At 69.5% G+C, this 25,310-nt stretch carries 24 protein-coding genes; 17 read left to right on the plus strand and 7 right to left on the minus strand.

The window, feature by feature from the left end; genetic code table 11:
• Nucleotides 1–16 precede the first annotated feature (16 nt).
• From ACRSBM_RS33935 to ACRSBM_RS33945, 3 genes are all read left to right on the plus strand, one after another.
• Nucleotides 17–1,717 carry an RICIN domain-containing protein gene (locus tag ACRSBM_RS33935; RefSeq protein WP_434449978.1) on the plus strand — a complete coding sequence of 567 codons (1,701 nt, stop codon included), beginning with the start codon at nucleotides 17–19 and terminating at the stop codon, nucleotides 1,715–1,717.
• 143 nt (nucleotides 1,718–1,860) lie between these two features.
• Nucleotides 1,861–2,919 (plus strand): glycosyltransferase family 2 protein, encoded by a 1,059-nt coding sequence (locus ACRSBM_RS33940; protein ID WP_434449980.1) that lies wholly within the window; start codon nucleotides 1,861–1,863, stop codon nucleotides 2,917–2,919.
• Nucleotides 2,916–3,326, plus strand: coding sequence for a GtrA family protein (locus ACRSBM_RS33945; RefSeq protein ID WP_434449982.1), 411 nt, complete (start codon nucleotides 2,916–2,918; stop codon nucleotides 3,324–3,326). Before ACRSBM_RS33940 ends, ACRSBM_RS33945 begins: the two co-directional genes overlap by 4 nt.
• Nucleotides 3,327–3,337: 11 nt before the next feature.
• Here ACRSBM_RS33945 and ACRSBM_RS33950 read toward each other — a convergent pair whose 3' ends face one another.
• The 3 genes from ACRSBM_RS33950 to ACRSBM_RS33960 form a co-directional block, all read right to left on the minus strand.
• Nucleotides 3,338–4,609 carry a molybdopterin-dependent oxidoreductase gene (locus tag ACRSBM_RS33950; protein WP_434449984.1) on the minus strand — a complete coding sequence of 424 codons (1,272 nt, stop codon included), beginning with the start codon at nucleotides 4,607–4,609 and terminating at the stop codon, nucleotides 3,338–3,340.
• Between the two features lie 202 nt (nucleotides 4,610–4,811).
• Nucleotides 4,812–5,387 (minus strand): hypothetical protein, encoded by a 576-nt coding sequence (locus tag ACRSBM_RS33955; RefSeq protein ID WP_434449986.1) that lies wholly within the window; start codon nucleotides 5,385–5,387, stop codon nucleotides 4,812–4,814.
• Entirely contained in the window at nucleotides 5,387–5,965 is a 579-nt protein-coding gene (locus ACRSBM_RS33960) for a hypothetical protein (protein WP_434449988.1), read from the minus strand. The genes ACRSBM_RS33955 and ACRSBM_RS33960 overlap by 1 nt, the downstream gene beginning before the upstream one ends.
• A 45-nt stretch (nucleotides 5,966–6,010) precedes the next feature.
• Here ACRSBM_RS33960 and ACRSBM_RS33965 point away from each other — a divergent pair, with 45 nt between their 5' ends.
• Nucleotides 6,011–6,973: a pentapeptide repeat-containing protein gene (locus tag ACRSBM_RS33965; protein WP_434449989.1), complete on the plus strand. Its 963-nt coding sequence runs from the start codon at nucleotides 6,011–6,013 to the stop codon at nucleotides 6,971–6,973.
• 17 nt (nucleotides 6,974–6,990) lie between these two features.
• On the opposite strand, the gene ACRSBM_RS33970 is transcribed toward ACRSBM_RS33965, so the two are convergent.
• Nucleotides 6,991–8,352, minus strand: coding sequence for an ATP-binding protein (locus tag ACRSBM_RS33970; protein WP_434449991.1), 1,362 nt, complete (start codon nucleotides 8,350–8,352; stop codon nucleotides 6,991–6,993).
• Complete coding sequence (locus ACRSBM_RS33975; protein ID WP_434449993.1) at nucleotides 8,349–9,035, minus strand: response regulator transcription factor; 687 nt, start codon at nucleotides 9,033–9,035, stop codon at nucleotides 8,349–8,351. Before ACRSBM_RS33975 ends, ACRSBM_RS33970 begins: the two co-directional genes overlap by 4 nt.
• Nucleotides 9,036–9,263: 228 nt before the next feature.
• Here ACRSBM_RS33975 and ACRSBM_RS33980 point away from each other — a divergent pair, with 228 nt between their 5' ends.
• The 7 genes from ACRSBM_RS33980 (at nucleotide 9,264) to ACRSBM_RS34010 (ending at nucleotide 17,199) form a co-directional block, all read left to right on the plus strand.
• Nucleotides 9,264–10,700, plus strand: coding sequence for an MFS transporter (locus ACRSBM_RS33980; protein WP_434449995.1), 1,437 nt, complete (start codon nucleotides 9,264–9,266; stop codon nucleotides 10,698–10,700).
• Nucleotide 10,701: 1 nt separating this feature from the next.
• Entirely contained in the window at nucleotides 10,702–11,274 is a 573-nt protein-coding gene (locus tag ACRSBM_RS33985) for a DUF998 domain-containing protein (RefSeq protein ID WP_434449997.1), read from the plus strand.
• Nucleotides 11,271–13,262, plus strand: coding sequence for a glycosyltransferase (locus tag ACRSBM_RS33990; RefSeq protein WP_434449998.1), 1,992 nt, complete (start codon nucleotides 11,271–11,273; stop codon nucleotides 13,260–13,262). Before ACRSBM_RS33985 ends, ACRSBM_RS33990 begins: the two co-directional genes overlap by 4 nt.
• Before the next feature lie 201 nt (nucleotides 13,263–13,463).
• The gene (locus tag ACRSBM_RS33995; RefSeq protein ID WP_434450000.1) at nucleotides 13,464–14,594 is read left to right on the plus strand and encodes a hypothetical protein; all 1,131 of its coding nucleotides are present in this window, start codon (nucleotides 13,464–13,466) and stop codon (nucleotides 14,592–14,594) included.
• Between the two features lie 45 nt (nucleotides 14,595–14,639).
• Nucleotides 14,640–15,815: a DUF5624 domain-containing protein gene (locus ACRSBM_RS34000; RefSeq protein WP_434450002.1), complete on the plus strand. Its 1,176-nt coding sequence runs from the start codon at nucleotides 14,640–14,642 to the stop codon at nucleotides 15,813–15,815.
• Between the two features lie 157 nt (nucleotides 15,816–15,972).
• Nucleotides 15,973–16,593 (plus strand): malonic semialdehyde reductase, encoded by a 621-nt coding sequence (locus ACRSBM_RS34005; protein ID WP_434450004.1) that lies wholly within the window; start codon nucleotides 15,973–15,975, stop codon nucleotides 16,591–16,593.
• 129 nt (nucleotides 16,594–16,722) lie between these two features.
• Nucleotides 16,723–17,199, plus strand: coding sequence for a MarR family winged helix-turn-helix transcriptional regulator (locus ACRSBM_RS34010; RefSeq protein ID WP_434453334.1), 477 nt, complete (start codon nucleotides 16,723–16,725; stop codon nucleotides 17,197–17,199).
• Here the strand turns inward: ACRSBM_RS34010 and ACRSBM_RS34015 are convergent.
• The gene (locus ACRSBM_RS34015; protein WP_434450006.1) at nucleotides 17,118–17,921 is read right to left on the minus strand and encodes a lysostaphin resistance A-like protein; all 804 of its coding nucleotides are present in this window, start codon (nucleotides 17,919–17,921) and stop codon (nucleotides 17,118–17,120) included. The two genes, ACRSBM_RS34010 and ACRSBM_RS34015, sit on opposite strands and share 82 nt — an antisense overlap.
• A gap of 478 nt (nucleotides 17,922–18,399) precedes the next feature.
• Here ACRSBM_RS34015 and ACRSBM_RS34020 point away from each other — a divergent pair, with 478 nt between their 5' ends.
• The 6 genes from ACRSBM_RS34020 to ACRSBM_RS34045 all read left to right on the plus strand — a co-directional run bounded on the left by ACRSBM_RS34020 (nucleotide 18,400) and on the right by ACRSBM_RS34045 (nucleotide 24,513).
• Nucleotides 18,400–19,062 (plus strand): TetR/AcrR family transcriptional regulator, encoded by a 663-nt coding sequence (locus tag ACRSBM_RS34020; RefSeq protein WP_434450008.1) that lies wholly within the window; start codon nucleotides 18,400–18,402, stop codon nucleotides 19,060–19,062.
• Nucleotides 19,059–20,423, plus strand: coding sequence for a carotenoid oxygenase family protein (locus tag ACRSBM_RS34025; protein ID WP_434450010.1), 1,365 nt, complete (start codon nucleotides 19,059–19,061; stop codon nucleotides 20,421–20,423). Before ACRSBM_RS34020 ends, ACRSBM_RS34025 begins: the two co-directional genes overlap by 4 nt.
• A gap of 120 nt (nucleotides 20,424–20,543) precedes the next feature.
• Entirely contained in the window at nucleotides 20,544–21,551 is a 1,008-nt protein-coding gene (locus ACRSBM_RS34030) for an SAM-dependent methyltransferase (RefSeq protein WP_434453337.1), read from the plus strand.
• Between the two features lie 109 nt (nucleotides 21,552–21,660).
• The gene (locus ACRSBM_RS34035) at nucleotides 21,661–22,770 is read left to right on the plus strand and encodes a sensor histidine kinase (RefSeq protein WP_434450012.1); all 1,110 of its coding nucleotides are present in this window, start codon (nucleotides 21,661–21,663) and stop codon (nucleotides 22,768–22,770) included.
• Entirely contained in the window at nucleotides 22,763–23,860 is a 1,098-nt protein-coding gene (locus tag ACRSBM_RS34040) for a hypothetical protein (RefSeq protein WP_434450013.1), read from the plus strand. The genes ACRSBM_RS34035 and ACRSBM_RS34040 overlap by 8 nt, the downstream gene beginning before the upstream one ends.
• Nucleotides 23,845–24,513, plus strand: a complete 669-nt coding sequence (locus ACRSBM_RS34045) for a response regulator (RefSeq protein WP_434450015.1) — start codon at nucleotides 23,845–23,847, stop codon at nucleotides 24,511–24,513. The genes ACRSBM_RS34040 and ACRSBM_RS34045 overlap by 16 nt, the downstream gene beginning before the upstream one ends.
• Nucleotides 24,514–24,517: 4 nt before the next feature.
• On the opposite strand, the gene ACRSBM_RS34050 is transcribed toward ACRSBM_RS34045, so the two are convergent.
• A complete protein-coding gene (locus ACRSBM_RS34050; RefSeq protein ID WP_434450017.1) occupies nucleotides 24,518–25,285 on the minus strand; it encodes an AfsR/SARP family transcriptional regulator in 768 nt (255 codons plus the stop codon).
• Nucleotides 25,286–25,310 lie beyond the last annotated feature (25 nt).

Here is a 25,310-nt window from a genome sequence, read left to right on the forward strand (position 1 = left end):
CACTGGAAGGAAAACGATGAAGCCGAAGATCCTCCGAACACCTCTGCTCGCCGTCACCTCGGTGGCAGCACTGGCGCTCGCTCTGCTCACCGCGCCCGCGCACGCGACCAATCAGGCACCGGACGCGGTGGTCGCGTGGGGAGACAACGATGTCCTGCAGTCCGGGCAGGATCGGCCGACCTGGCAGGACTTCAACGGTGCGACGCAGGTCTGCGTCGGCGGCAACTGCGGTTCGTCCAACCCGTTCACCAAGGCCAAGACCGTCGCCGCCGGCGAGTACCACAGCCTGGCGATGACCACCGACGGCACCGTCTGGGCGTGGGGTTACAACGCCAACGGCCGCCTGGGCATCGGCACGACGGGCGGCAACGAGCTGCCCCGCCACGTCTGCGCGCCGGGGTCCAGTTCCGGGTGTACCGACCTGACCGGAGCCAAGGGCATCGCCGCCGGGTACAGCCACAGCATGGCCATCCTCCAGGACGGCTCGGTGGCCACCTGGGGCTGGAACGGCTGGGGCAAGCTCGGCACGGGCGACGAGGTGGAGAAGAACCGGCCCCAGGTGATGTGCCGGTCGACCAGGGGTGCGGCGTGCGCGGGTGGCGCCAAGGCGGTCGCGGGCGGTTACGCGCACAGCCTCGCGTTGCTGGAGAACGGCACCGTGCTCTCCTGGGGCAGCAACGTCGAGGGACAGCTCGGCATCGGCACGCCCGGCGGCGTCTACCGGACTCCGCAACGGGTCGTGCTGCCACACCCCGGCAAGGCCAAGGCCATCGCGGCGGGCGCGTACCACAGCATCGCGATCCTCGAGGACGGCTCGGTGGTGACGTGGGGCCACAACGGCCAGGGCCAGATCGGCAACGGCAAGATGGAGGGCGTCAACTACTGGTCGCCGCAATCGGTCGCACTCCACGCGAAGGCGAAGTCGGTCGCAGCGGGCGTGCGGTTCAGCATGGCGCTCACCGAGGACGGCGCGGTGCACACCTGGGGCCAGAACAACTTCGGCCAGCTCGGCATCGGCTCCTACCAGAACACCGGCACACCGACCAGGGTGTGCTCGACCGATGGCTGCGGCGGTGCGGGCACCATGGAGAACGTGCGGACGATCGCCGCCGGCCACTACCACGCGCTGGCGGCGTCGACCGACGGGCTGGTGTCGTCGTGGGGCCTGAACGACCGGTCGCAGCTGGGGATCGGCAGTTCCGGCGGCACCCAGAACCACCCCAGGGTGACCCAGATCCTCGGCGGTGACAACCTGCTGGGCATCACCAGCCTCAGCGGCGGTCTGTACCACTCCCTGGCGGCCAGGGGCACCACCTCGGTCTACCTGATCCAGCCGTCCGGCGACGACAGCCTGGCCCTCGAAACCGGTACCACCGGGACGCACCTGGCGAAGAAGACCGACAGCGCGGCCCAGCGGTGGGAGCTGACCGACCTGGGTGGCGGCAAGTACCGCATCACCAACCCCGAGACCGGGAAGTGCCTGACCGCGGGCGCCGGCGGTGGCGGCATCTTCGCGGTCGGCGTCAGGGACTGCGGCGACTCCCGCGGCCAGGTCTGGGAACTGGATCCCACCAAGCCGGGCGCCATCAGGAGCACCGACCCGTACAGCTGCCTCGACGCCAGCGGCGGAGTGCACGTCAGCGCCGAGGTGATCGCGTACCACGAGTGCCACGGCCAGGCCAACCAGAGCTGGACGCTGACGAAGGCGGGCGCGTGACCACCCTGCCGCTCATCGGCGGTGGGTGAAGTTGGAGCAGACAGAACCCTGATCCGCGTGTGGGCGCCCGTGTTCCCGGCACGGGCGCCCACCGCACGCTGTCGTCCGGCGACCACGTCATGACCACAAAGGACTGTTGCCCAGTGACCGTTGAGCCAGCACCACCAGGAAAGGCAAGCACGATCACCTACGTCTTTCCCGTCTACAACGAGGCCGAGAACATCGGACCGCTGCACCGCACGGTGTCCCAGGTGACCGCGCCCCTCGCCGGCCGGTACCGGTTCACGTTCATCTACGTCGACGACGGCAGCACGGACGACTCGCACGCCCGGCTGCGGACGCTCGCCGACGCCGACGACCGAGTGACCGTGGTCGAACTGGCTCGCAACTTCGGGCACCAGACGGCGGTCACGGCGGGACTCGACCTCGCCGACGCGGACGCCGTGATCATCATGGACAGCGATCTCCAGGACCCGCCACGGGTGAGTCTGGAGCTGATCGACAAGTGGCGGCAGGGGTACGACGTCGTGTACGCCCAACGCCGCTCGCGGCGGGACACCACGTTCAAGAAGGTCACCGCCGGCACGTTCTACTGGTTCCTGCGCAAGGTCGCCTGCATCGACATCCCGCGCGACACCGGCGACTTCCGGCTGCTGGACCGGAGGGTGGTGGACGAGCTGCGCAGGTTCCGCGAACGGGACCGGTTCCTGCGCGGCCTGATCAGCTACCTCGGGTTCCGGCAGACCGGCGTGCTGTTCGACCGGGACGAGCGGTACGCCGGCGTGACCGGCTACTCGTTGAGCACGATGCTGCGCTTCGCCGCCGACGGCATCCTGGGCTTCTCCGTCGCGCCGCTGAGACTGATCAGCAGACTCGGCTACCTGATCTCGTTCCTGAGCTTCCTCGGCATCCTCTACGTGGCGGCGGTGAAGGTCCTCACGCCCGAGACGGCGGTGCCGGGATGGGCGTTCACCACGATGGCGATGTTCTTCCTCGGCGGCATCCAGATCACCATGCAGGGCGTGCTGGGCAGCTACATAGGACGGATCTACGCCCATTCACAGGGCAGACCGCTCTACACCGTCGCGTCCGTGCGCACGGCCGCGAGCCGGCGCGAGTGCCCGATAACGCCCCCTGAGCAACGGACTCGCCCGAAAGCGACCGAGAAGCCGGCCGCGACCGACGGCAGCCTGGTCAGGTGAGCCGGAGGACGGCGGGAGAGGCGACCTGGTTCCGGTTCGGCCTGGTCGGTGTCCTCAACACGATCACCGACCTGGCCGGCTACACCCTGCTCGCTCTGGCGGGCGTGCCCTCGTTCGCGGCGAACCTGGCCTCCACGTCGGCGGGCATGGCGTTGAGCTTCACCCTCAACCGGTCGTTCACCTTCCGCGCGCGGCCGGGTTCGGTGCGGACGCAGGCCGTGCTCTTCGTGCTGCTCACCTCGTTCGGGCTGTGGGTCCTGCAGCCTGTGGTGATCGGCCTGACCACCGGGGCGTTCGACGGGCTGGGGCCGGTGCCGGCCGTGGCGGGTCCGAAGCTCGCCGGTCTGTCCGCCGGGGTGCTGTGGAACTACACCGCGTACACGTGGGTGGTGTTCCGGCCCGAGTAAGCCCGCTTCGGTCAGCTGACGAGGATCTGCGGCGAGAGGACCTTGAGCGTGGCGTTGGTCCACTTGAGCTGGCGCAGCGTTTCCGGGTGGCAGCGTTCGGCCAGGGCGAGCAGGTCGGTCTTCTTGGCCGCCTGGGCACCCTGGGCGAGCAGTTCCCAGTCCGGGGAGACGCCCGCGGCCTTGCGGTGCAGCCGGCGCAGATCTGCCAGCAGCAGCAAGCCTGGTTCGGGCCGGTGGACGGTCAGTTCGCGCGGCCGTGGCCTGGTGCGACTGGTAGAAGCCCTGCAAAACCGTGGACAGCAGCCGCCGCGCACCGCCGAGCACCTCGGCGGTGCGCGGCGGATCTGGTCGGCCGGCACACCACAGATACCGGCCACCTTTTCCGGTGTGCAGGACTGGACCTGCGTGACGAGCTCGTCGAAGCCGACGGTGCACCGGTCGATGTAGTCGTGATCGACCCAGTCGTGGGCGATGATCTCGTGCAACAGCCCGTTCATCAACGCGAGGTTCGTGCCGGGCAACGGCGCGAGGTGCACCGTGGCCGCACGCGCGACCGGCGTGAGGCGCGGGTCCACGCACAGCACCTGCGGCGGGTTCGGACCGGCCAGCCGGTCGAGGATCCGGCTCCACAGCACCGCCTGCGTCTCGGCGGCGTTGTGCCCGAACAGGGCGATCACGTCGGCGTGGTCGATGTCGGTGTAGGAGCCGGGCTGCCCGTCGCAGCCGAACGACTCCTTCAACGCCTCCGCCGCGGTCGCCGTGCACAACCGCGTGTTGCCATCCATGTGGTTGGTGCCGATCGCGCCGTGCCCGATCGCGGCGAGCGTGTAGTACTCCTCGGAGAACAACTGCCCGCTGGTGTAGAAACCGATCGCGCTGGCACCCTGCTCGCGCAGGAGATCCTTGCTGCGCTCCACGATCCGGGTCATCGCCTCGTCCCAGGTGGACTCCACCAGGCGCCCGTTCTCGCGGACCAGCGGCGTGGTCAGCCGGTCCGGCGAGTTGTTGGCCTGCCACCCGAACAGGTCCTTGGGATCCAGCCGGCCGTGGTTGACCCGGTCGTCGGCCCGGCCGCGGACCCCGACGATCCGGGCACCCTTGACCGCGATGTCCATGCCGTCACCGTTGGAGTGCAGGATCGAGGCCGAGGGCACCCAGTGCTCGACGTCCGCGGCACTCACCCCGTCGGCCAGGTGCATGTCCACCCGCACCGGCCAGGCCTCTCCTGGCCCGTACGGCGTCCTGGCACCCCACGGCTGCGCGATCCCGTCGCGGTTCGGCATCGAACCTCCTCGTCGCGGACCATCCGCGGCACTGATACCCGCTGTGACGGGCTGTAAACCGCCCGTCACGACCTGGGTCGACGAACGGGTCGCTTTCATGCCGGCAGGTCGATCAGCACCTTGCCGACGGCACCGTCCTCGACGGCCCGGTGCGCGTCGGCGACGCGGTCGAGCGGGAAGCGCGGCAGCGGCAGGCGACGCGTCAGCGGCGAAGCAGTTCGTACGCCTGCGCGACCTGCGCGGTGACCAGGCGCAGGTCGTCGGGTCCGTAGGTGCGGCTGACGAGGAGGAGGTGCTCGTAAGTCCGGATGGCACTGGAGCCGAGCCGTTCGACGGTTTCCCTCGCAGGAGCGCCCTGATGGCACGCGAGCATCCACGCGAGCTGGGACCGCGAGTTCGCCGCGTTGCCGATGAGTTCCTCGAACTCGTCGACGCTGCCGGGATGGCGGCGCCGGAAGTCCCTGACCGTCGCCTCGACCTGGTCCGGATCGCCGTGGGTGGGATCGATGTCGGTGTAGAGGAACTCGGCGGTCCGGGCGGCCTGGACGGCTCGTGCGCCGTCATTGAGGTTGTGGTGCAACAACACCTGGTCGTAGTGCAGACGAGCGGCCGCGGGCTGGTTCGCGATCCTGGCGACACCGGTGGGATCGGCGCGCACCGTGCGGTCGAGCAGGTCGAGCGCGCTGCGGTTGACCTTCAGCGCACGGCGGAAGTCACCCCTGGCGGCATGGCCGGCGGCGGTGGCGATGAGGCCGTCGATCGACTTTCGGAGCGGCATCAGCGCAGATGTTCTTTGGCCGCCTCGTACTGGGCGACGACCCGGTCGACGTCGGCCCACGTCGTCTCGTCGCCGTACCGCAGCAGCGCCTCGTACGTCTCGATCGCGGCTTTGCCGTGCCGGTGCACCGCTTCGGCCTGCGCCCTGCCCTCGTACTTGGCGAGCAGCCGGGCGAGCCGGGCACGCGCGTCGGCGGTGTGGGCGATGAGGGTCTCGGCCGCGACGGCGTCCGAGCGCATCTCGCGCAGCTGACGTTCGACGGCACCGGGAGAACCGGCCGCGGGGTCGAAGTTCGTGTACGTCCGCACCGCGCTGCGTGCGGCCGCGACGGCGTCGCTGCCGCGGCCGATGGCGTCGAGCACGGTCGCGCGGTTGTAGAAAACGCCCGCCAGCAAGAACAAATGGAACTTCTCGTGCGGCTCACGGGCGGTGAGCTCGGTGATCGCGTTTTCCTGCTGCTGACTGTGCCGCAGTGCACCGGCGGCGTCGCCCGACCTGATGCACGCCTCGAACAGCCGCTGCTTGCTGCTCGCCCGCTCCCGAAGCCTGGTCACCGCCCAGCGCCCGAAAATCCCCATGATGCCCACCGTGACATCCCGGCTTCGATCTGTCACTAATGATCCATGAAGAGTGCGCGAGGCACCGCCCTCAGCAACAGGGCCATCGTGCTCATCGGCGTCGTGCTGCTCGCCATCGCGACGGTGTGCACCACCGTGCTGCTGTGGCAGTTCGGCGACGACCGCCCGTCCACCCGCGCACGACTCGAAGCGATCAAGGTCGCCGGCACGATCGTCGTGGCGACGGGAGGTCTGGTCGCGTTGTGGCTCGCCGCGCGCAAGCAGCGCTCGACCGAGCTGGAGCTGGGGCGTCAGTTGCAGGCCGACGCGGCCATCCAGCTCGACGCCGCCGAGCGGCGCATCACCGAGCTGTACACGAAAGCCGCCGACCAGCTCGGCAGCGATAAGGCGCCGGTCCGGCTCGCCGGGCTGTACGCGCTGGAGCGCGTGGGCATCGGCGCGCCCGACCAGCGGGCGACGATCGTGAACGTGATCTGCGCGTACCTGCGCATGCCGCACACCGCGCCCGCGGTGGGGCAGGACCAGGAGGTGTACGAGCGCCGCCTGCAGGAACAGCAGGTTCGCCTTACCGCTCAACGCATCCTGCACCGCCACATCTCGACGCTGGTCGACGCGAACGGCCGCAACGACCACCACTGGGAACGGCTCCACATCGACCTGACCAGTGCGGACCTGCGCGACGCCGACCTCGCGCAGACCGACCTCACCGATGCGGACTTCTCCGGTGCCAGTCTCGTGGGCGTGCGGCTGACGTCGGCCGTCCTCGCTCACGCGAAGTTCACCGACGCCGACCTGAGTCACGCCGACCTGAGCAACGCGCAGGCGTTGCGCGCCCGGTTCGCCGACGCCGACCTCACCGGCGTGAACTTCTCCGGTGCCACGCTGACCGATGCCGACTTCCGCCGCGCCCACCTCGCGGGAGCGAACCTGTCCCACGCCAACATCCGCGGCGCCGACTTCACCGACGCCGACCTCACCGGTGCGGTGATGGACGACGTCGTCAGGTAGTCCGAACGCGTCCGGTGTCAGTACCCGGGCAGGAGCCGGCTGGTGGCGATGGTGAAGCCGATCGTCGCTCCGCCGCCGGCCCGGTTCCTGGCGAAGGTGGTGCCGCCGTGGGCCTCGGCGATGCCGGCCACGATGGCCAGGCCGAGCCCGGAACCGGGTAGTGACCGCGAGGTGTCCGCGCGGTAGAACCGGTCGAAGATCCTGCCGAGCTCGTCGGGGCCGAGGCCGGGTCCGCGGTCCGACACGGCGATCGTGCCCGCGTGAACCTCGACGTCGATCGGGGCGGTGCCGTCGGTGTCGAACTTCGCGGCGTTCTCCAGCAGGTTGCCGATCGCGCGTTCCAGGGCGAGGCGCTGCCCGCGCACCCGCGTCCCGTCGCAGTCGATGGTGATCTCGCGCTCGGTTCGGCGCTGTGCCCGTGCGACCGCGTTGCGGACGACGTCGGCGAGATCGAGGTCGGTCTCCTCCTCGTCGGTCCCTCTCGCGAGTGCCAGGGCGATCAGTTCGTTGACGAGGTGGGAGAGCTCTCTGGTCTCCCCCTCGACGTCGGCGAGCAAACGCGCGCGGGACTCCGGCCGGAGCTGGTCGAGGCGGGGCAGCACATGGGCGTTGGTGCGCAGGCTCGTGAGGGGTGTGCGGAGCTCGTGCGCGATGTCCTGGATCAGTCGTTCCTGCGCTTCCCGCGAGTCCGCGAGCCTGCGCAGCATGGTGTTGAACGACGACGACAGCCGAGCCACCTCGTCCCGCCCCTGCACCGGGACCTCACCGGAACCCAGACCGGTGGCGCTGACGTCCTCGGCGATCGCGGTCAGCCGCACCAGCCGCCGGGTGATCCGGCGTGCCAGCACCCAGCCGAGGCCCGCGGCGACCGCGGTCACGAGCAGGGCGAGCGCGGCGATCTCCTTGGCCATCCCGCTCATCACCTGCCGCGACTGGTTGATGTCGATCCCGACCTGCACCGCACCGGCACCGTCGCCCAGGGAGGTGGTCAGCACCCGGTAGGTGTCGAATCCCACGATCACCTCCGCGGTGTTCGTGGCGCCACGCACGGATTCGGTGGCGAGAGCGCGGTCGGCGTCGCTGACCGGGAAGTTCACGGGGCGTCCGCCGAGCGGTGTGACGCCACCGCCGGGGTCGATGCGCTGCGCGGTCAGCGGCGGCGGCCGTTCCCCTCCTTCGTCGCCGAGGGCAACGCCCGACGGCTGGTGCAGCACCACGTCGTGTCCGTCGATGATCGCGACGGACGCGGTGTGCAGGCCGCGGTTCACCTCACCGACCACGCGCTCGACCGCGGAGTTGAAGGCGAGCACGCCGACCACCCCCGCGACGAACGCGGCGCCGAGTGCGAAGCCGAGTGCGAGCCGGGTTCCGAGGTTCACGGGTGGCGCACCGTGTACCCGACGCCGCGCACCGTGTGGATCACGGACGCGGCACCCGCCGCCGCCAGTTTTCGCCGCAGGTAACCGACGTAGACCGCCAGGTTCTTCGAGTCCCCGCCGAAGTCGAAGCCCCAGATCTGTTCGTAGATCGTCGTGTGCTCGAGCACGACACCCTCATTGCGCATGAGCAGTTCCAGCAGATCGAACTCGGTCTTGCTGAGGTTCAGCTCGGTCGCCGCCCACCACGCGCGCCGGCTCGCGGGATCGAGCCGCAGCGCCCCGGCGGACAGGACGCGATCGTCGGTGTCCTCCGCCGGGACCGCCCTGCGCAGCAAGGCACGCAGGCGGGCCAGGAGCTCGTCGAGCTCGAAGGGCTTGGGCAGGTAGTCGTCGGCGCCCGCGTCGAGCCCCGCGACCCGGTCGGAGGTCTCGATCCTCGCCGTGAGCATCAGCACCGGCACCCGATCGCCTTCCGCACGCAGGAGCCGGACGACGCCGAGCCCGTCGAGCTCGGGCATCAGCACGTCCAGGATGAGGACGTCGAACTTCTGCCGGCGGACGCTGGTCACCGCCTTCACCCCGTCGTCGACGTCGACGACGGAGTAGCCCTCGAGCTCCAGCGCGCGAACGAGCGACTCACGAATCGCCCGGTCGTCATCGGCGAGCAGCACGGTGCATGTCATCCAGTTCCCCCATCTCGGCCATTGCCGATGATTCTCGCCGAGCGAATCGACGCGTAGCACGAAAGTTCACTCTGAGAATGGTAGGAACCTGGTGAGAATCCACCGGTAAGGCGCCCTTCGCCATTGCCGTCGAGTCGGAACGATTCTTACATTCGGTGACGAGCGAGCACTTCTCCGCAGTCTGCGTGTGCCGCATCCCCTCACCGAAGGAGTTCCGTGGATACCACCATGAGCACTGCCGCCCCGCCTGGCAGGCCACCACATACGCGGTGGAACCCGCGGCTCGTCGGGCAGATCGCCGCGTTGCTCCTGGCGAACGTCACGGTGGACTCGGTGATCATCATGCCGCTGTTCGTCCTGCCGCAGATGCTGGAGCACTTCGACACCACCCAGTCGGCGTGGATCGGCTCCACCGCGATGCTCGCGGGGGCCATGTGGGCGCCGCTGTTCGGCAAGAGCGCCGACATCCACGGCAAACGCAAGATGCTGACGATCGCGTTGCTCATCGCCTGCTGCGGTGCGGTGATCTGCCTCGTCGCGCCCAACCTCTGGATCCTGGTGATCGGGCGCATGCTGCAGGGCGCCGCGGTGGCTTCGCTGTTCCTGACCGTCTCGCTCGTCCGCGACCTGTGCGCACCACGGATCGCGATGACCGCGGTGGGTGCGGTGACCACCTGCGCGGGAGTGGTGGGGCTCGCGATGGCCGTCAACCTCGAGTCGCTCGTGGCGGATTTCGGGTACCAGGTCGTGTTCGTGTTCTCGGCGGTGTCCGCGATCGTCGCGGTGACCTGCATCCGTGCCGTCGTACCGGAATCGGCTGTGAGGGCGCCGGGACGGCTCGACATCGCGGGAACGCTCCTGCTCGGCGGAGGCATCGTCGCGGTGCTCGGCTACATCAGCCTCGGAACGGACATCGGTTATTTCAACGTGGGCGCGATCGCGCTGCTCGGTACCGGCGTCGCGGCGCTCACCCGGTGGTATCTCGTCTCGAGCCGGGTTCCCGAGCCTGTGATCGACATCAGGAACCTCGGCAGGCCGATGGTGCTCACCCTGCTCGTGGTCGTGCTCGCCACCGGTGCGGGGCAGAGCATGGACCAGCTGCTCAGTCTCATCGCCCAGGTCTCGGCGGACCAGGGGCTTGGCTACGGGCTCGACGCCCAGGGCGAGCTCGCGCTGCTGTTCGGCCTGCCCGCCATCGGAATCATGACGGGAGGGGTGCTCTCGGGCTGGCTCGCGGCCCGCACCGACCCGGCCGTGGCTCTGGCCGGAGGCGTGCTGGTGGGCACGGTGGGAACCCTCGGCATGTTCCTCGGCGCGTCCTCGTTCCCCATCGCCATCTCCTTCGCCTTCCTGGTGAACCTGAGCATGGGATCGCTGCTCGCCACCGGGTACAACATGGCGTCCGTCCTCACACCACCACACCGCCAGGGCGTGACCGCGAGCATGGTCTCGGTCACGAGCGCGATCGGCTCGGTCGGCGTGAGCTTCGTCGGCGCCGCAGTCCTGTCCGCCACGAGCATCGAGGTCGGCGGGAACACGGTCAACTCCGCCACCGGTGTGTACAGCTACATCGCGACCTCGGCCGGGTTGTTCGCGGTCGCCGCTGTGCTCGCCGTCCTGCTGCTCGCGCGGCGGCGCGCCGAACGTCCACAAGGGACTGACTGACGTGCTCGCGGTGGTGCCGAACAGGCGAGGACTGCTCACCGGCGGCCTGCTGCTGTCGCTGGTCCCGATCTTCTACCTGCACGTGGTGTCGGCGGAACAGCTCAACCCGATCAGCGACGTGATCAGTGACTACGTGTTCGTGGACAACGGCACCGGATGGCTGGCGGCCGCCTCCCTGTCACTGGCCGCGGTGAGCGGCCTGCTGGTGTGGAGGCTGCGCCACGTCGGCGGTCCAGCGCGGTGGCTGATCGCCGCGTGGGCGGCGGGACTGACCGTCGCGACGGTCTTCCCGACCGATCCGGCCAGCGAGCCGACGACCTTCTCCGGACACATGCACCGGTACGCGTGCGCGGTGATGTTCGTGTGCCTGCCCGCCGCCGGTCTGCTGATCGCACGGCAGTTCCCGGCGCTCAGGAAGATCGCCGTCACGGCGACCGTCTCGAGCGCGGCGTTTCTGGTCAGCCACGTCTCGTTCGCCGGTTTCGACGCGCGCGGGCTGACCGAACGACTGCTGTTCGTGGCGCTGTACGTGCTCCTCTTCGCCATCGCCGGTGTGCACAGGCGGATGACGTGACACCAGTCGCCATCACCCTCGCTTTGCTCGGTGCCGCATGCCTGGCACTCGCGGCTCGGTCGCAGCACGACGCGGTCGCCGTGGCCGGTGCGACGCTCCGCATGGTCCGCGATCCCCGCTGGCTGGGCGGGCTCGTGCTGCTGATCGCCGGTGCCGGGGTGCATGCGGCGGCGCTGGGGATGGCGCCGCTGACGGTCGTTCAGCCGATCGGTGTGCTGGCGATGGGGATGACCGCGTTGCTGGACCGGCGGTTCCGTGAGCTGCCGGCGATTCTGCTGACGACCGTGGGTGTGGGCGCGTTCGTGCTCCTGGCCTCGGGCAGCGCCACCGCCACCCAGGTCGCGCCGGACGCCGAGCTGACCGCAGGACTGGTTGCCCTCGGCGCGATCGCGGTGCCGGGCGTGGTCGCCGCTCTCACGTCGAGCGCTCGCATTCGTGCCGTGGCGCTCGCCTCGGCCGGTGGCGTCACCTACGGATACGTGTCCGTGCTGATGCGCGCTGTCTCGCAATCGGTGCAGCAGGGCGGTTTCGGGCTCTCGCACCTCGCGTCCGTGCTCGGCATCGCCCTCTCGCTCGGCGTCGGTGGCTGGCTGGTCCAGCACGCCTACGCGGACGGGCCTCCTCATCTCGCCGTCGCCTGCCTGACCGTGGTGGACCCGCTGGTCGCGGTCGGCATCGGCGCCTTCCTTCTCGGCGAGGCCGCGCATCTGTCCATTTGGACCGGTGCCGGGCTGCTCGCCTGTGCTCTCGCCGCTGTGTGCGGCGTGTTCGCCCTTGCTCGTCAACCTCGTGCCCGTGACACCATTCGAACGGAGCTTCCCGTGAACACCTCCAGCGCGCTGCGCGTCGTCATCGCCGCCGACACGTTCCCGCCGGACGTCAACGGTGCCGCGCGGTTCGCGCAGCGCCTGGCGGTCGGCCTGGCCGGGAAGGGCCACGACGTCCACGTCATCGCCCCCGACTCGCCCAAGGCCACGGAGATCCCCGGAGTCACCGTGCACCGGCTGCGCTCGCACCGGCTGCCGTTCTACCCGGACTTCCGGTTCTGCCTGCCCTGGCAGGCCGCCAAGGAAGCCAAAGAGCTGATCGCGTCGCTCAAGCCCGACGTCGTGCACGTGCAGGCCCACTTCGTCGTCGGCCGGTTCGTCCTCAACGCCGCTGTCGCGCAGAGCATCCCGACACTGGCCACGAACCACTTCATGCCGGAGAACCTGTTCAGCCACGCGCACGTGCCGGCGTTCCTGCAGGGCCTGTCCCGCAAGTGGGCCTACCGCGACCTCGCCCGCGTGTTCGGCCGCGCCGACGTCGTCACCGCGCCCACGCCGCGTGCCGTGCAGTTGCTGCACGACAGTGGTTTCCCCGCTCGTGCGGTGCCGGTGTCGTGCGGTATCGACATCGCCCGCTACCAGCGCGAGGTCACCCACAACGACCGGCCGACCGCGTTGTTCGTCGGACGGCTGGACGAGGAGAAGCGCGTCGACGAGTTCCTGCGCGCACTGGCCCGCGTGCCCGGCGCGGTCGGCGAGATCGTCGGCGACGGCACCTGCAAGTCCGAATGGGAGCAGCTGGCCCGCGACCTGCAGATCACCGACCGTGTCACCTTCCACGGCTTCGTCTCCGAGGACGAGCTGCTCGACATCTACGCCCGCGCGGACCTGTTCGTCATGCCCGGTGTCGCCGAGTTGCAGAGCCTGGCGACGATGGAGGCGATGGCCGCCGGCAAGCCGGTGATCGCCGCCAACGCCATGGCGTTGCCGCACCTCGTCCGCCCCGGCCGCAACGGCTGGCTGTTCGAACCCGGTGACGTCAACCAGCTCACCCAGCGCCTGCACACCCTCGTGCACGACGCCCCCATGCGGGCCCGCATGGGCGCCGCCGGCCGCGAAATCATCTCCCACCACGCCCTGGCCACGACCTTGGACCGCTTCGAGGCGCTCTACGCACGGGCGATGGGCCACACCGTGCCCGTCATCGCAACGGCCGCCTGAGCACGCAAAGGCCGCCCGAACCTCCACAAACAAACAATTCCGAAATAGTTGCCAACTCATCCGCCCTGCGTGCGGAAGAGCTAATTCAACGCGCCCGCGCACGGTTTTCCAAATAATCATTCGATCTCTTCTTCCGCTTGACAACTTATCAACGTTAAGTCAAGCTGGGTTTAGTCACCTTAATGCAGTTAAGGAGCCTCCATGTCGAACACCGACCTGAACCACCCGAACGCGAAAATCCTGTCGGTCCACCAACGTCTCGCCACGTCCGGCGCCCGTGCGGCCCACCTGTTCCAGCTCGACGGCAAGCTGAATCTCGTCGTCCCCCAGCTGTCCGAGGACGTGCCGGGGCGGCCCCCGAACATGAACGGCGGGAACACCGACGTGGACGCCCTGCTCTACCGGTGGGAAGGGGGGCAGTTCGCCGAAGTGGACCGCCTGCCCTGCCCGGGTGGCGAGGACGCGTTGAGCTTCCGCAGCGGTGGGCGCAATTACCTGGCTTTCGCCAGCATGGGAACCGGAAGCGGTCCCTACGAAATCAACATCGAGTCACTCATCTATCGCGAGGAGGGCGGGAAGTGGGTCCTCGACGAGACCCTGCCCACTTTCGGCGCCAAACAGTGGCATCACTTCTCGATCGACGACCGCGAGTTCCTGGCCCTGGCCCAGGGGGTGATGATCCCCGGCATCCCCCTGGTACCCAAGGGTCACGGGCGCTCGGTCATCTTCGAACGCATCGACGGGCGCTGGCAGGAGTTCCAGGTCCTGGGCGGGCGCTTCGGGTACAACTGGGTCTCCTTCCGCGTCGGTGACCACCAGTTCCTGGCCTATGCCGACCAGCTTTCACCCAGTGTCGTCTACCGCTGGGACGGGAGCTCCTTCATTCCTTACCAGACGTTCGCCGATCGTGGCGGCCGGAGTTTCCTGCACTTTTCGCAGGACGGCGAGGAGTGGCTGGCCTTCGCGAGCATCGGCGGCGAGTCGACGCTCTACCGGTGGAACGGTGAGCTCTTCGACACCCACCAGTCACTCGGTGGCGTCGGTGGCCGCGAGTTCGAACTCTTCCGCCGTGGCGACGATCTGTTCCTCGTCCGGGTCTGTTTCGTGCAGGGAATGCCCCCCACTCCCAAAACCGATCTGATGTCGCAGCTCTACAGGTGGGACGGCGGCAAGTTCGAGGTGATCGAGGAGTTCCCCACCTTCGGCGGCACCGACGCGAGCTTCTTCCAGGCCGACGGCAGGAGCTTCCTGGTCGTCGCCAACAGCCTCACCCCGGACGTGCGGTTCCGTCAGGACAGCGTCGTCTACGAGCTCTCACTCGACAACGCCTGACCCGAACCGGCAGCGCCCGACCCGAACCGACACGGAGAAACTTCGATGCGATACCAACCCAACGCGCACTTCATGCGGCTGTTCGAGCTGTTCACCTCAGCCCCGGACAGCATCGGCCAGAACCTGCAGCGGCGACTGGGCGAGGCCCACTCCGACTCGCCGCTGATGGTGGCGACGGGCACCGACCTGGTGCTGTTCCCCGGCGGCGGCCGCCCGCCCACGTCGGTCGACTTCCGCAAGGGCACCAGGGGTTTCTTCGAGATCACCGCGGTCTCGCACCTCGGTCTCGCGATCCCCTACCTGGCCCGGCTGCGCGAGCTCGGCGACGTCAGCTGCAAGAGCGCCGCCAGGGAGCTCATCGCGCAGTGCCGCGTCGTCCAGGACTTCAACAGCGTCTCGTACTGGCGTGACGAGGTCGCGGTCGCCGCGTGGCGGGGGCACGAGGAGAAGATCACCGATCTCGTCGACTACACCTGTGCGACGACGGCGGACTACCTGGAACGCGCGATCGAGAACCCGAAGCTGCTGGACTTCGAGTACATGCGCGCGAACCTGCTCGAAGGCGACGGGCCGGACGCGGTACCCGTGTCGTTCAACGACATGATGGCGGCCACCTTCGCCCTCTCCGCACTGGACTCCGCCCACCGGAGCCTGAAGTGGCTGCACGAGCAGTCCATCGACTGGGACCAGCTGATGGTGATCGTCGCCGGTGGTGCCGGGCGCCCGAGCGCCGGCCTGACCTGGCAGAGCAACAACCTGTGCTCGCTGCTCTACGAGGCGTCGGGCCGCAAGCTCGACCCGGCCAGGGTGATCATCGCCCCGACCGCCCCGACCATCGGGCCCGACCAGTTCGGCGACACCGAGTTCTGCGCCCGGGCCGAGGGTCAGTACCGCAAGTTCTGGTACGCCTGCCTGTCTTCGGTCGAGATGAGCCGTCTCATGTGGCCGGACTACCCGGCCTTCGAGAAGAGGATCGACCAGTCACCCGTGGTCGACGACGACACCCAGGTGGTCAACTCCATGCCGATCGTCCGGTCGGTCCAGGACAAGCGGGCCATCGTGTCCCGGCTCCGCTACGTCATGGAGGATCCCGGCGCACAGATCGCGACCGCCGGCATGCAGTTCGTGGTCGACCAGTTGAGCGCCAACGGAAACCGGCCCGAACTCGTCGAGCTTCCCGGTTTCACCTACACCACCTACCCGGCCGCGTCACGGGCGTAGCACCCGCCCGGGACGTCGTGGGACGAGCAGTGGGTGTTGCCCGCGGATCGTGGCAACACCCTCCTGCACGTCGTCACCAGCTGCGTGGGTTCCGTCCCGGCTTCCCTTCAGCCGTGGAGATCTCCCTCTGATTCGAGGCAGTACCTCAGGAGTAAAAGTGACACATCCAGATTCGGCTGAGCTGGTGCTCGCCAAGGACGCGCAGGACATGCTCTTTCGCGAAGCCCGCACCGTCACGGACTTCCAGGACGTGCCGGTGCCGGACGCCCGCGTGCGTGCCGTCTACGACCTGATCAAGCACGGCCCGACCGCGATGAACCAACAGCCGTTGCGCGCCGTCCTCGTCCGGTCGGACACGGCACGCGGGCGCCTGGTCGAGCACGTGGTGGACCACAACAACAAGTTCGAGACCCAGGCAGCCCCGTTGTCGGTGATTCTGGCTGCCGACCTGGACTTCCACCTCAGGTTCTCCGAGACCTTCCCGGTGCTCCCCGAGGCCGAGCAGATCTACGCCGAGGCCGAGCCGGAGGTCCGCATCGCGTCCGCGGTCATGAACGCCCACATCCAGCTCGCCTACTTCATCATCGGCGTTCGCGCGGCTGGACTCGCGGCGGCGCCCGTGACCAGGTTCGACCACCAGGCCCTGGACGCGGACTTCTTCCCCGGCGGCAAGCTTCAGGCGGTGGCCGTGGTCAACGTGGGCGTGCCGGTCCAGGGTTCGCCCGGCTATCCGCGACTGCCCCGCCTTCACTATGACGACGTCTTCACCACCGTCTGATCCTTCGGCTGGTTCGGCACCCCGCCCGGCCGTTCAGTCGTGGCCGCCGGGGTGCGCCGGTAATCTGGGCGGGTGACTCGCAGCCCTGGTGATGGCGTCGATCTTCCCCGGGAGGCCGTTTTCCACTTCATGCGGCGCGTTCTGCAGGATCACGCGGCGGCGTGGCAGGCTCGCGTGCCGGAGCTGACCAAGCCCCAGTTCGCGATTCTGAACGTGATCGCCAGGGATCCGGGCGTCGACCAGGTCACGGCGGGTGAACGGGCCGCCATCGACAAGTCCACTTTGGCCGCGATGCTGCGCCGGCTGGAGGAGCGCGGCCTGGTCACCCGCAGCGGCGACCTCCAGGATCGCCGGCGCCAGCGGCTGGAGCTGACCGAGGACGGGACCGCCGCCCTGCACGCGGCCATGCCTCTGGTCCTGGAGTCGAGGAGCGGTTGCTGTCCCGGTTGTCCGCCTCCGAGCGGCAGCGGCTGGCCGCCTTGCTGCACAAACTCGGCTCTGGTTGATGGTTCTCGCTCCTTTGCCTATACGGCAACGGTTTCAGGCGTGGCGCCGGCCCGGCGGGAGTGCGCGGCCCCAGCACGTCGGCCTACCCACCACGTGTAGGCGAGCGTCACGACGATGCCCGGCAGGACCTCCCACACGCCGTAGTCACCGCTTTGATCCAACCCAGGCTTTCCCTGCACCGCAAGGATGAGGAACGCGACGGTGTTGTTCATCGCGTGCAGCGCCACGGCCGCCTCAAGGCCTCCCGTTCGTACGGTGAGCCAGCACATCGCGATGCTGAACACGGCCAGGTCGGCGATGACGAGCGGATCGGTGTAGTCGTGCAGCAGGACGAACCCGACGGTGCCGATCACCGCGGCCGGCCACCAGGCGCGGGTCCACGACGAGATCGCCTGCACCAGCCAGCCACGGCACAGGTACTCTTCCGCGGCCGCCTGCAAAGGAACGGCGAGCACCAGGGCAAGCATCACGGGCAGCAGCGTCGTCCACGGCGCGACCGATCCGGCGAGCTCCCCTGTCGCGATGCCGACGACCAGCAGCGGGGCCATGGCGAGGGCGGCCCACCCGACGCACTCCGCCAGCCAGCGCCAGCGCACGCGCCCCACGACACTGCTGACGGTGCCGGGCCGCCGCCCCCGCGCCCACAACACACCCAGCAGCACAGCGGGCAGCAGAGCGGCGACGGTCACGACGCTCAGGACCGTGTCCCACCATGGATCGCTCATGCTCTCGTCAGTCAGCCGCACGCCGAAAGCGGCACCGGCGAGCACGACCGCCGCGAACGCGAGCAGAAGACAGCCCACGGACGCCAAGAAGATCATCGCCGCTTCGAGGATCGGGCGCCACCAACGGTTTCCGGCACCACGACCGAGACGGTGGTAAGGAACAACTGCTGGAGTGAGAGTCACGTCGGTCAGTGTGGGTCCGGTCCACGGCAACGCGCGTCTGCCGACCGGCCTGGTTCAGCCGGCCGACTGGCCACGCCAAGAGCGCCGACCGGGTGGGTGAGCCGAGGCCGCATTTCTCTCCTTTGTGGACAACACTTCTGTGCTCGGGACACCCGAGGAGTCGCGAGGAAGGTTGCTCCAACGATTCGACAGAAGCCGCACGGGCAGTGTTCTGTGCCCTTTCTTGACGGGTCCACCCGTGAGATCCGCGCCGGCGGCCGATCTTCGCTGGTCACCACCACCGTGCGCTCCCCCCACGCCCCCAGCCACCCCCTGCCCGGTCGTTTGACGGACCTGGCGGAGCAGCCTATAAAAGACAGCAACAGCGTTACCGAGAGGAAACGACGTTACCGTGAGCACTCCGTACCAGCAGGCCCAGCTCGAAGGGCAGAGCGTTGTCAGGGCGGCCATCCTCGACGCGGCCAAGAACCTGCTCGTCAGCGAAGGGCCGGCGGCGCTGACCGTCCGGCGGATCTCGTCCGACGTCGGCTGCTCCACGAAGGTCATCTACACGCTCTTCGGCGGCAAGGACGGCCTCAGCGAGGCCCTCTGGATCGAGGGCTTCGCCCGGCTCGAACAGCGGCTGACGGCGGTGCCGCGCGACACCGGCCCGCTCGAGTGGGTGGTGGCCGCGCTGGACGCTTACCACGAGTACGCGCTGGCCGAGCCCGACTACTACCGCGTCATGTTCCTGGGAGCCCTGCCGGGCTTCCGGCCGGGAGAGCAGGCGATCCGGGCGGTCAAGCACACGTTCGAGCTGCTCGTGGCGGGCGTGGCGCAGTGCCTGGAGGCGGGAGAGCTGGCCGGGGGCAAGGCGCCGGAGATCGCGGACGTGCTGTGGATGGCCGTCCACGGCGCCGTGAGCCTGGAGATCATGAGCTATTTCGAGGAGGCCGACGCGTCCGCGCGCTACCGGCTGCTCCGCGACTCGGTGCTCACGCCGTTCCTGACCACGACACGACGGCCGCTGCCGGCCGCACCACGACAAGAGACAGGCGAGAGGGAATCCACATGAGCACCACCACCACTCCGTTCATCGGCGGCTTCACCCCCGCGACCGAGGAGATCACGGCCTTCGACCTGGAGGTCACCGGCCGCATCCCGGCCGAGCTGAACGGCCGCTTCCTGCGCAACGGCCCCAACCCGCTCAGCCTCGACGATCCGCGCGCCAGCCACCTGCTCATCGGCGAGGGCATGGTGCACGGCCTGCGGCTGCGCGACGGCCGCGCCGAGTGGTATCGCAACAGGTGGGTGCGCAGCGCCGACGTCGCGCGGCGGCTCGGCGAGGAACCACGACCAGGGCCGGTGCACTCCGGCATGGACTTCGCCCCCAACACCCATGTGATCGGGCTGGCCGGGCGCACGTTCGCGACGCAGGAAGGGGGAGCGCTGCCGTACGAGCTGAGCTACGAGCTCGAGACGATCGGCTCGTGCGACTTCGACGGCGGACTGTCCGGCGGGTTCACCGGCCACGCCCACTTCGACCCCAAGACCGGCGATCTGCACGCGGTGGCGAACTTCTTCGGCTGGGACCACCACCAGCACATCGTCATGGATCCCACGGGTGTGGTGAAGCAGGTCACGAAGATCCCGGTCCCCGACGGGCCGATGGTGCACGACTTCGCGCTCACCGAGCGGTACGTGGTGATCTACGACCTGCCGGTGACGATCAGCCTGCCGCACGCCCAGAGGGGCGTGCAGCTGCCGTACGCGTGGAACGAGGCACACACCCCGCGGCTCGGCCTCCTGTCCCGCAAGACCGGCGACGTGCGCTGGTTCGAGGTGGAGCCGAGCTGGGTGTTCCACACGCTCAACGCCTACGACGACGGCGACGAGGTGGTCGTGGACGTCGTGCGCTACCCCAAGCGGTTCGTGGACGCCCAGCTGACCCGCGGCGGCGCGCCCACGCTCGACCGCTGGCGCATCAACGTGCGCACCGGCCGCGTGACGGACACCCGGCTGGACGACCGGCCGCAGGAGTTCCCGCGCATCGACGAGCGCCGCACCGGCCTGCCGTACCGCTACGGCTACACCGCCGCCACCCTCGACATGGACGAGGTCTTCCACCCCAGCGAGGAGCCGGAGGACATGCCCGACGAGGCGTTCGACAACACTCTGATCAAGCACGACCTGGAGCGCGGTACGCACGAGACGCGGCGGATGGGGCGCGAGTCGTTCGTGGGCGAGCCGGTCTTCATCGCCGCCGGCGAGGCGGAGGACGACGGCTACGTGCTCTCCTACGTCAACAACCCCGAGCGGGGAGCGGCCGACCTGGTGATCCTTTCCGCGCAGGACTTCACCGGCGATCCCATCGCCACGGTGCACCTGCCCGCCCGCGTGCCGCTCGGCTTCCACGGAAGCTGGATCGCCGGCTGAACCCCGAACTGGGGGCCGCGTTCCCACCGGCGATCAGCAGGTGCACGGCCCCCGTTCCCACCTGCTCCACCTCCCCTCGATGATCGACCTGCAGAGCGAAAGGCAGTTAACGGCGTGACGATGCCGAACGAGCACGACCAGGGAATGGAGGGACTGCAGGCCGCGCTGGCGGCCCGGGCCACGGTGAAGGGCTGGGCCGAGGGGCTGGAAGTCCTCGAACTCGTCCGGGCGGCCCAGCGCGCGGGCTGGCTGGACCAGCTCCGCGCAGAGACCACCGCGGCACAACTCGCGGCCGCCACGCGGGTCCCGGTCGATCAGGCCGAGAACGTCCTCCTCGTGCTCGCCGCGGCCGGCGTGGTGGAGGGAACGAACCCCTTCCAGCTCACCCCGGCCTTCGACGCCCTGGTCGCCGGAGCCTCCGGCGTCGATCTGTCCACCACCCTGGACGCCGTGGAACTGGCGCGGGAACGGGCTGCCCAGGCGGTACGGCCGGAACCGGATGCCCCCAACGGTGCACAGGGGCTGCGGCTGGCGCGCGACTGGGGAGTGCGGGCGACACCCGGATCGCGGCAGCTGTACCAGATCCTCTACCAGTCGTTGCCCGGCTACCGCGACCGGCTCGACCGCGGCGGCCCGCTGCTCGACGTGGGCAGTGGGATCGGCGGCGTGCTGCTGACGACCTTGACCCTGTTCGACAAACTGCGCGCGGTCGGGGTGGAGATCGTGCCGGAGGTCGCCGCCGAGCTCGGAAAGCGGGCCGAGGAGGCCGAGGTCGCCGGCCGGGCGGAGATCCGGGCCGTCGACGCGCGGACCTTGACCGACGTGGAGAAGTTCGAGGTTTCCTTCTGGGCGCACGAGTTCTTCCCGGTCGAGACGCGCGCGGACACGCTCGCCGTGATCCTCCGCGCGTTGCGGCCGGGCGGCCTGCTCCTCGTGCAGGAGCTGTTCCCGCCGCGGGAGGAGCCAACGACCCGGACCGCGCTCGACCGGCTGTTCTTCGAGCAGCAGCGAACCGCGTTCGGCCGGTCCGCCGAAGAACTAGCGGACGAGGGTCGGGCGGCCGGCTTCCAGGAGGCCGACATCATCGCCACTCCCCTGGGCCGGCTGGTGATGCTGCGCAAACCGTGAGTCCGCCCGCAGCCTGGAAACCGGGAATCGGCCGTTTCCCGTCAACTTGGGCGTTCTGAACCGGTAACGTCACGAGCGAGATTTGTTCCAGTCTCGGCCTGGGGGACGGGTGGCAGACGAAGCCGTGCGGCTGTTGAACGGTTTCGGCCGCCGTTACGCCGTCACTGTGCGCGTGGCGACCCTGCCGCCCATCGCGGCGGTCGCCCTGCTGGAGTCCTCCGCGAGCAAGATCACGGCCACCGCGCTGACGGTCGCCGTCGCCGTGGTCTGGACGTGCGCGCAGGGATGGCTGCGAAGGAAGACCACCGTACCCGTCGCCGTGGACATGGCCGTGTTGCTCGGTTTGTGCCTGAGCGTCTTCTGGACCGGCGCGGTGGAGGACGGCAACACCGCGTGGCTTCGGCTGCTCGTCACGTTCGCGTGCGTGACCTGGCAGTGGCACACCGCACCGGTGACCGGCGTCGTGGCGGCACTGGCCACCGGTGGTTCGATGCTCGTCATCCTCGCGCTGGCCGGGCAGGGCCCGACGTCGTCGCTGTTGTGGGTGCCGGTGATGGCGATCATGTCCAGGGCGGCCTGGACCGTGGTCACCCGCTCGGCCGAACGCGCCGACCGCGTGGCGGCCGAGGCCGAACGGGCCCGCCGCGAGTCCGCGGTGATCGCGGCCGTGCGGGCCGAGGAGCGTGAGCTCGCGAACTCGTTGCACGACACCGCGGCCACCACCTTGCTGATGGTCGGCACCGGTCAGGTCCCGGCGGGTGCGAGCTGGCTGGCTCCGCAGGCCCGGCGCGACCTGGCCCGGTTGCTTTCCTCCAGCGGCGAGCGGAAATCGGAACAGGCCGATCTCGTCGACCTGCTGCGCGGCGGCCTCGCCGCCGGCCACCTGATCGTCGAGCTCGACGCGCCGGAGACGTTGCCGCTGCCGTTCGACGTGGCCGGCGCGATCACCGGCGCGGCCGGGGAAGCCCTCAACAACGTGCGCCGGCACGCCGGGACGGACCGGGCGCTGGTCCGGCTGCGCGGCGGCCAGGACGCGGTGCGCGTCGAGATCTCCGACGACGGCAGGGGATTCGCCGTCACCGACAGCGCGTCTACGTCCCGGCGCGGGCTTCGCGAGTCCGTGCACGGCCGGATGGAACGGGTCGGCGGCAAGGCCACGGTCATCTCGGCCGAGGGCGCGGGCACGGTGGTGCGGCTCGAGTGGAGGCCGGATGAGTGACGACGGCACCAGGGCACAACTGCAGCGGGGGCTGCGGATCGCCACGCTGATCCTCGCCGTGCTGACGGTGGACGTGCTCGGTCTGATCAACCTGGTGCACGGCCTGGAGTTCCACGACTTCCCGCTGGCCCAGTTCACCGCCTTCGCCGCGCTGACGGCCGTTCTCGCCGCCGAGGCGGTGCTGGTCGCACGGCGGCGACCCTGGCGGAACGGGCGCAGGGTCGCCATCGCCGTGGTGCTCGCCGCGTCCGCGCTGTCCTACTCGACCCTGCCGGACGGCATGACGTCGACCACTGTGGACTGGTTGTTCGGAGCGGCGAACTGGGCCGGCGCCGTGGTGCTGCTCGACCGTCCTTTGCGGACTTTCCTGGCGTTCCTGGTCACGCACGAGCTGCTCGCGCTGGCGAACCTGCTGGTGTTCCACGAGGTGGACCGGGCGGCGCTGGTGCGGTTCACCACCGGCTCGGTCACGGTGTTCGGCCTGCCGCTGCTCATGGCCGTGGTGGCGGCGGTGCTGGGCGGGATCGCCGCCGAGGCGGCGAGGGCCGCCCGCGAGCTGGAACTGGCCCGCACCGCGGAAGCCGCCGCGTCCGCCGCCCACCGCCGGCGCATCCAGCGGTTCACCGAGCTGAGCGACACGGCGGTCCCGCTGCTGACCGGCCTCGCGGACGGGTCGCTCGCGCCGTCGGACCCGGCGGTGCAACGCCGGTGCGCCATCGAGGCGTCCCGGATGCGCCGGCTGTTCGCGGAAACGGACACGGTCGCGAACCCGCTGCTGCACGAGCTGCGACACTGCGCGGAGATCGCGGACCGCAAGGGAGTCGAGGTCGAGCTCGACGCACGCGGCCAGTGGCCGACGCCGCCCGTGGCCGTCCGGCGGGACCTGACCGACGCCGCGCTCACCGCACTCGCGACGGCGGGCTCGTGGGCGCGGGTCACCGTGGTCGGCAGCGTCGACGCGGTGACGGTCAGCGTGGTCGCGGACTGCGCCGAGCCCGCGGTGGCGTCACCGGCGTCGCCGGACGTGCGGATCGAGGTCTTCGGCAACGGAGGAACGGTGTGGATGGAGGCCCAGTGGCAACCGAGTTGATCACGGCGGTGATCGTGGACGACCACGCGGCGATCGCGGCGGGTGTGCGGTACTGGTGCGAGCAGGCCGATCCGCCGATCCGTCTCATCGACGCGGGCGACCGCCTCGCCGGCGTGTGGACCGGCCAGGGCGCCGAAGCCGACGTGGTGATCTTCGACCTGGAACTCGTGCCGGGCAAACCCGACTTCGGCGAGCTCCGCCGGCTCGTCGACAGCGGCCGGCGCGTGGTCGTGTACTCCCAGCACGCCGACAACGCCACGGCGATCAAGTGCATCGACCTCGGCGCGCTGTCCTACCTGACCAAGCGCGAAGGCCCCGAACACCTCGTCCCCGCCGTCAGGGTCGCGGCCGAGGGCCGGGGCTACACCGCGCCATCGCTGTCCGGCGCGCTCGCCGCCGACGACACCCCGGACCGGCCGCGCCTGTCGCCGCGTGAGGCCGAGGTGCTGCGAGCGTGGTTCGCGTCGTCGTCCAAGGAGCTCGTCGCCGCGAAGCTCCACATCACCGCGAAGACCGTCGACACCTACATCGCGAGAGTCCGGGTGAAGTACGCCAACGTAGGACGTGCCGCGAGCACCAAGAGCGAACTCATCACCAGAGCGCTCGACGACGGCGTCATCACGCTGGCCGAGCTGAACGAGGCCGCGTCGTGAGGCATCACCCGGCACGTTCGAGGACGGCTCGCGGCGCCTGATCGGGCAGAGCGCCGGCGAGCACACGCCGGTGCAGCTCACGCAACACCGGCCCCGGCTCCAGGCCCAACTCGGACACCAGCGCGTGGTGCGCCCTGCGGTACACGTCGAGCGCCTCGGACCGGCGACCGGCGCGGTGCAGTGCGGTCATCAGCAGCTCGTGCAGCCGTTCCCGCAACGGATGTTCCCTGACCAGGCCGGAGAGTTCACCGATGACGGCCTCGTGCAAGCCACACGCCAGCTCCGCCTGGTGCAGCGACTCGACCGCGGCAAGGCGGTGCTCGGCCAGCCGACGCCCCCAGTCGGCCAGCGCCGGCACCTCCACGTCCGCGAACGGTTCACCACGCCACAACGTCATCGCCGACCGCAGCAACCCGATCGCCCGCTGCGGCTCCCGCCCCGCCATCGCCGTACCGGCCTTGACCATCGCCTCGAACCGTTCGGCGTCGACCTCCTCCGGCCTGACCCGCAACCGGTAACCAGCACCCCCGAACGACACCCGGCCGGACTCACCCAGCGCCACCCGCAACCGATGCACCTGCACCTGCAACTTCTGCGGCGCCCGCGAATCACGTTGCTCTCCCCACAACGCGTCCGCCAGCACGTCCACCGGCACCGGCCGCCCGGCACGAGCCAGCAGCACACCGAGCAGCACCCGCCGCAGCCGTCCGGTCAGCACCTCGACCCGGCCGCCGTGCCGGACCTCCACCTCTCCCAACACCCGGAACTCCATTGCCTCTCCCCCTTCGGTGAGTCCA

Origin of the sequence: Lentzea xerophila, assembly GCF_051094245.1 — a bacterium.
GTDB lineage: Bacteria > Actinomycetota > Actinomycetes > Mycobacteriales > Pseudonocardiaceae > Lentzea > Lentzea xerophila.

What these genes read in the sequence shown, in the direction of transcription:
- ACRSBM_RS33935 (WP_434449978.1), top strand. Translation starts at nt 17, where the DNA reads ATGAAGCCGAAGATCCTCCGAACACCTCTGCTCGCCGTCACCTCGGTG.
- ACRSBM_RS33950 (WP_434449984.1), bottom strand. Translation starts at nt 4,609, where the DNA reads ATGCCGAACCGCGACGGGATCGCGCAGCCGTGGGGTGCCAGGACGCCG.
- ACRSBM_RS33955 (WP_434449986.1), bottom strand. Translation starts at nt 5,387, where the DNA reads ATGCCGCTCCGAAAGTCGATCGACGGCCTCATCGCCACCGCCGCCGGC.
- ACRSBM_RS33960 (WP_434449988.1), bottom strand. Translation starts at nt 5,965, where the DNA reads ATGGGGATTTTCGGGCGCTGGGCGGTGACCAGGCTTCGGGAGCGGGCG.
- ACRSBM_RS33965 (WP_434449989.1), top strand. Translation starts at nt 6,011, where the DNA reads ATGAAGAGTGCGCGAGGCACCGCCCTCAGCAACAGGGCCATCGTGCTC.
- ACRSBM_RS33975 (WP_434449993.1), bottom strand. Translation starts at nt 9,035, where the DNA reads ATGACATGCACCGTGCTGCTCGCCGATGACGACCGGGCGATTCGTGAG.
- ACRSBM_RS33980 (WP_434449995.1), top strand. Translation starts at nt 9,264, where the DNA reads ATGAGCACTGCCGCCCCGCCTGGCAGGCCACCACATACGCGGTGGAAC.
- ACRSBM_RS33995 (WP_434450000.1), top strand. Translation starts at nt 13,464, where the DNA reads ATGTCGAACACCGACCTGAACCACCCGAACGCGAAAATCCTGTCGGTC.
- ACRSBM_RS34000 (WP_434450002.1), top strand. Translation starts at nt 14,640, where the DNA reads ATGCGATACCAACCCAACGCGCACTTCATGCGGCTGTTCGAGCTGTTC.
- ACRSBM_RS34010 (WP_434453334.1), top strand. Translation starts at nt 16,723, where the DNA reads ATGCGGCGCGTTCTGCAGGATCACGCGGCGGCGTGGCAGGCTCGCGTG.
- ACRSBM_RS34015 (WP_434450006.1), bottom strand. Translation starts at nt 17,921, where the DNA reads ATGATCTTCTTGGCGTCCGTGGGCTGTCTTCTGCTCGCGTTCGCGGCG.
- ACRSBM_RS34025 (WP_434450010.1), top strand. Translation starts at nt 19,059, where the DNA reads ATGAGCACCACCACCACTCCGTTCATCGGCGGCTTCACCCCCGCGACC.
- ACRSBM_RS34030 (WP_434453337.1), top strand. Translation starts at nt 20,544, where the DNA reads ATGCCGAACGAGCACGACCAGGGAATGGAGGGACTGCAGGCCGCGCTG.
- ACRSBM_RS34040 (WP_434450013.1), top strand. Translation starts at nt 22,763, where the DNA reads ATGAGTGACGACGGCACCAGGGCACAACTGCAGCGGGGGCTGCGGATC.
- ACRSBM_RS34050 (WP_434450017.1), bottom strand. Translation starts at nt 25,285, where the DNA reads ATGGAGTTCCGGGTGTTGGGAGAGGTGGAGGTCCGGCACGGCGGCCGG.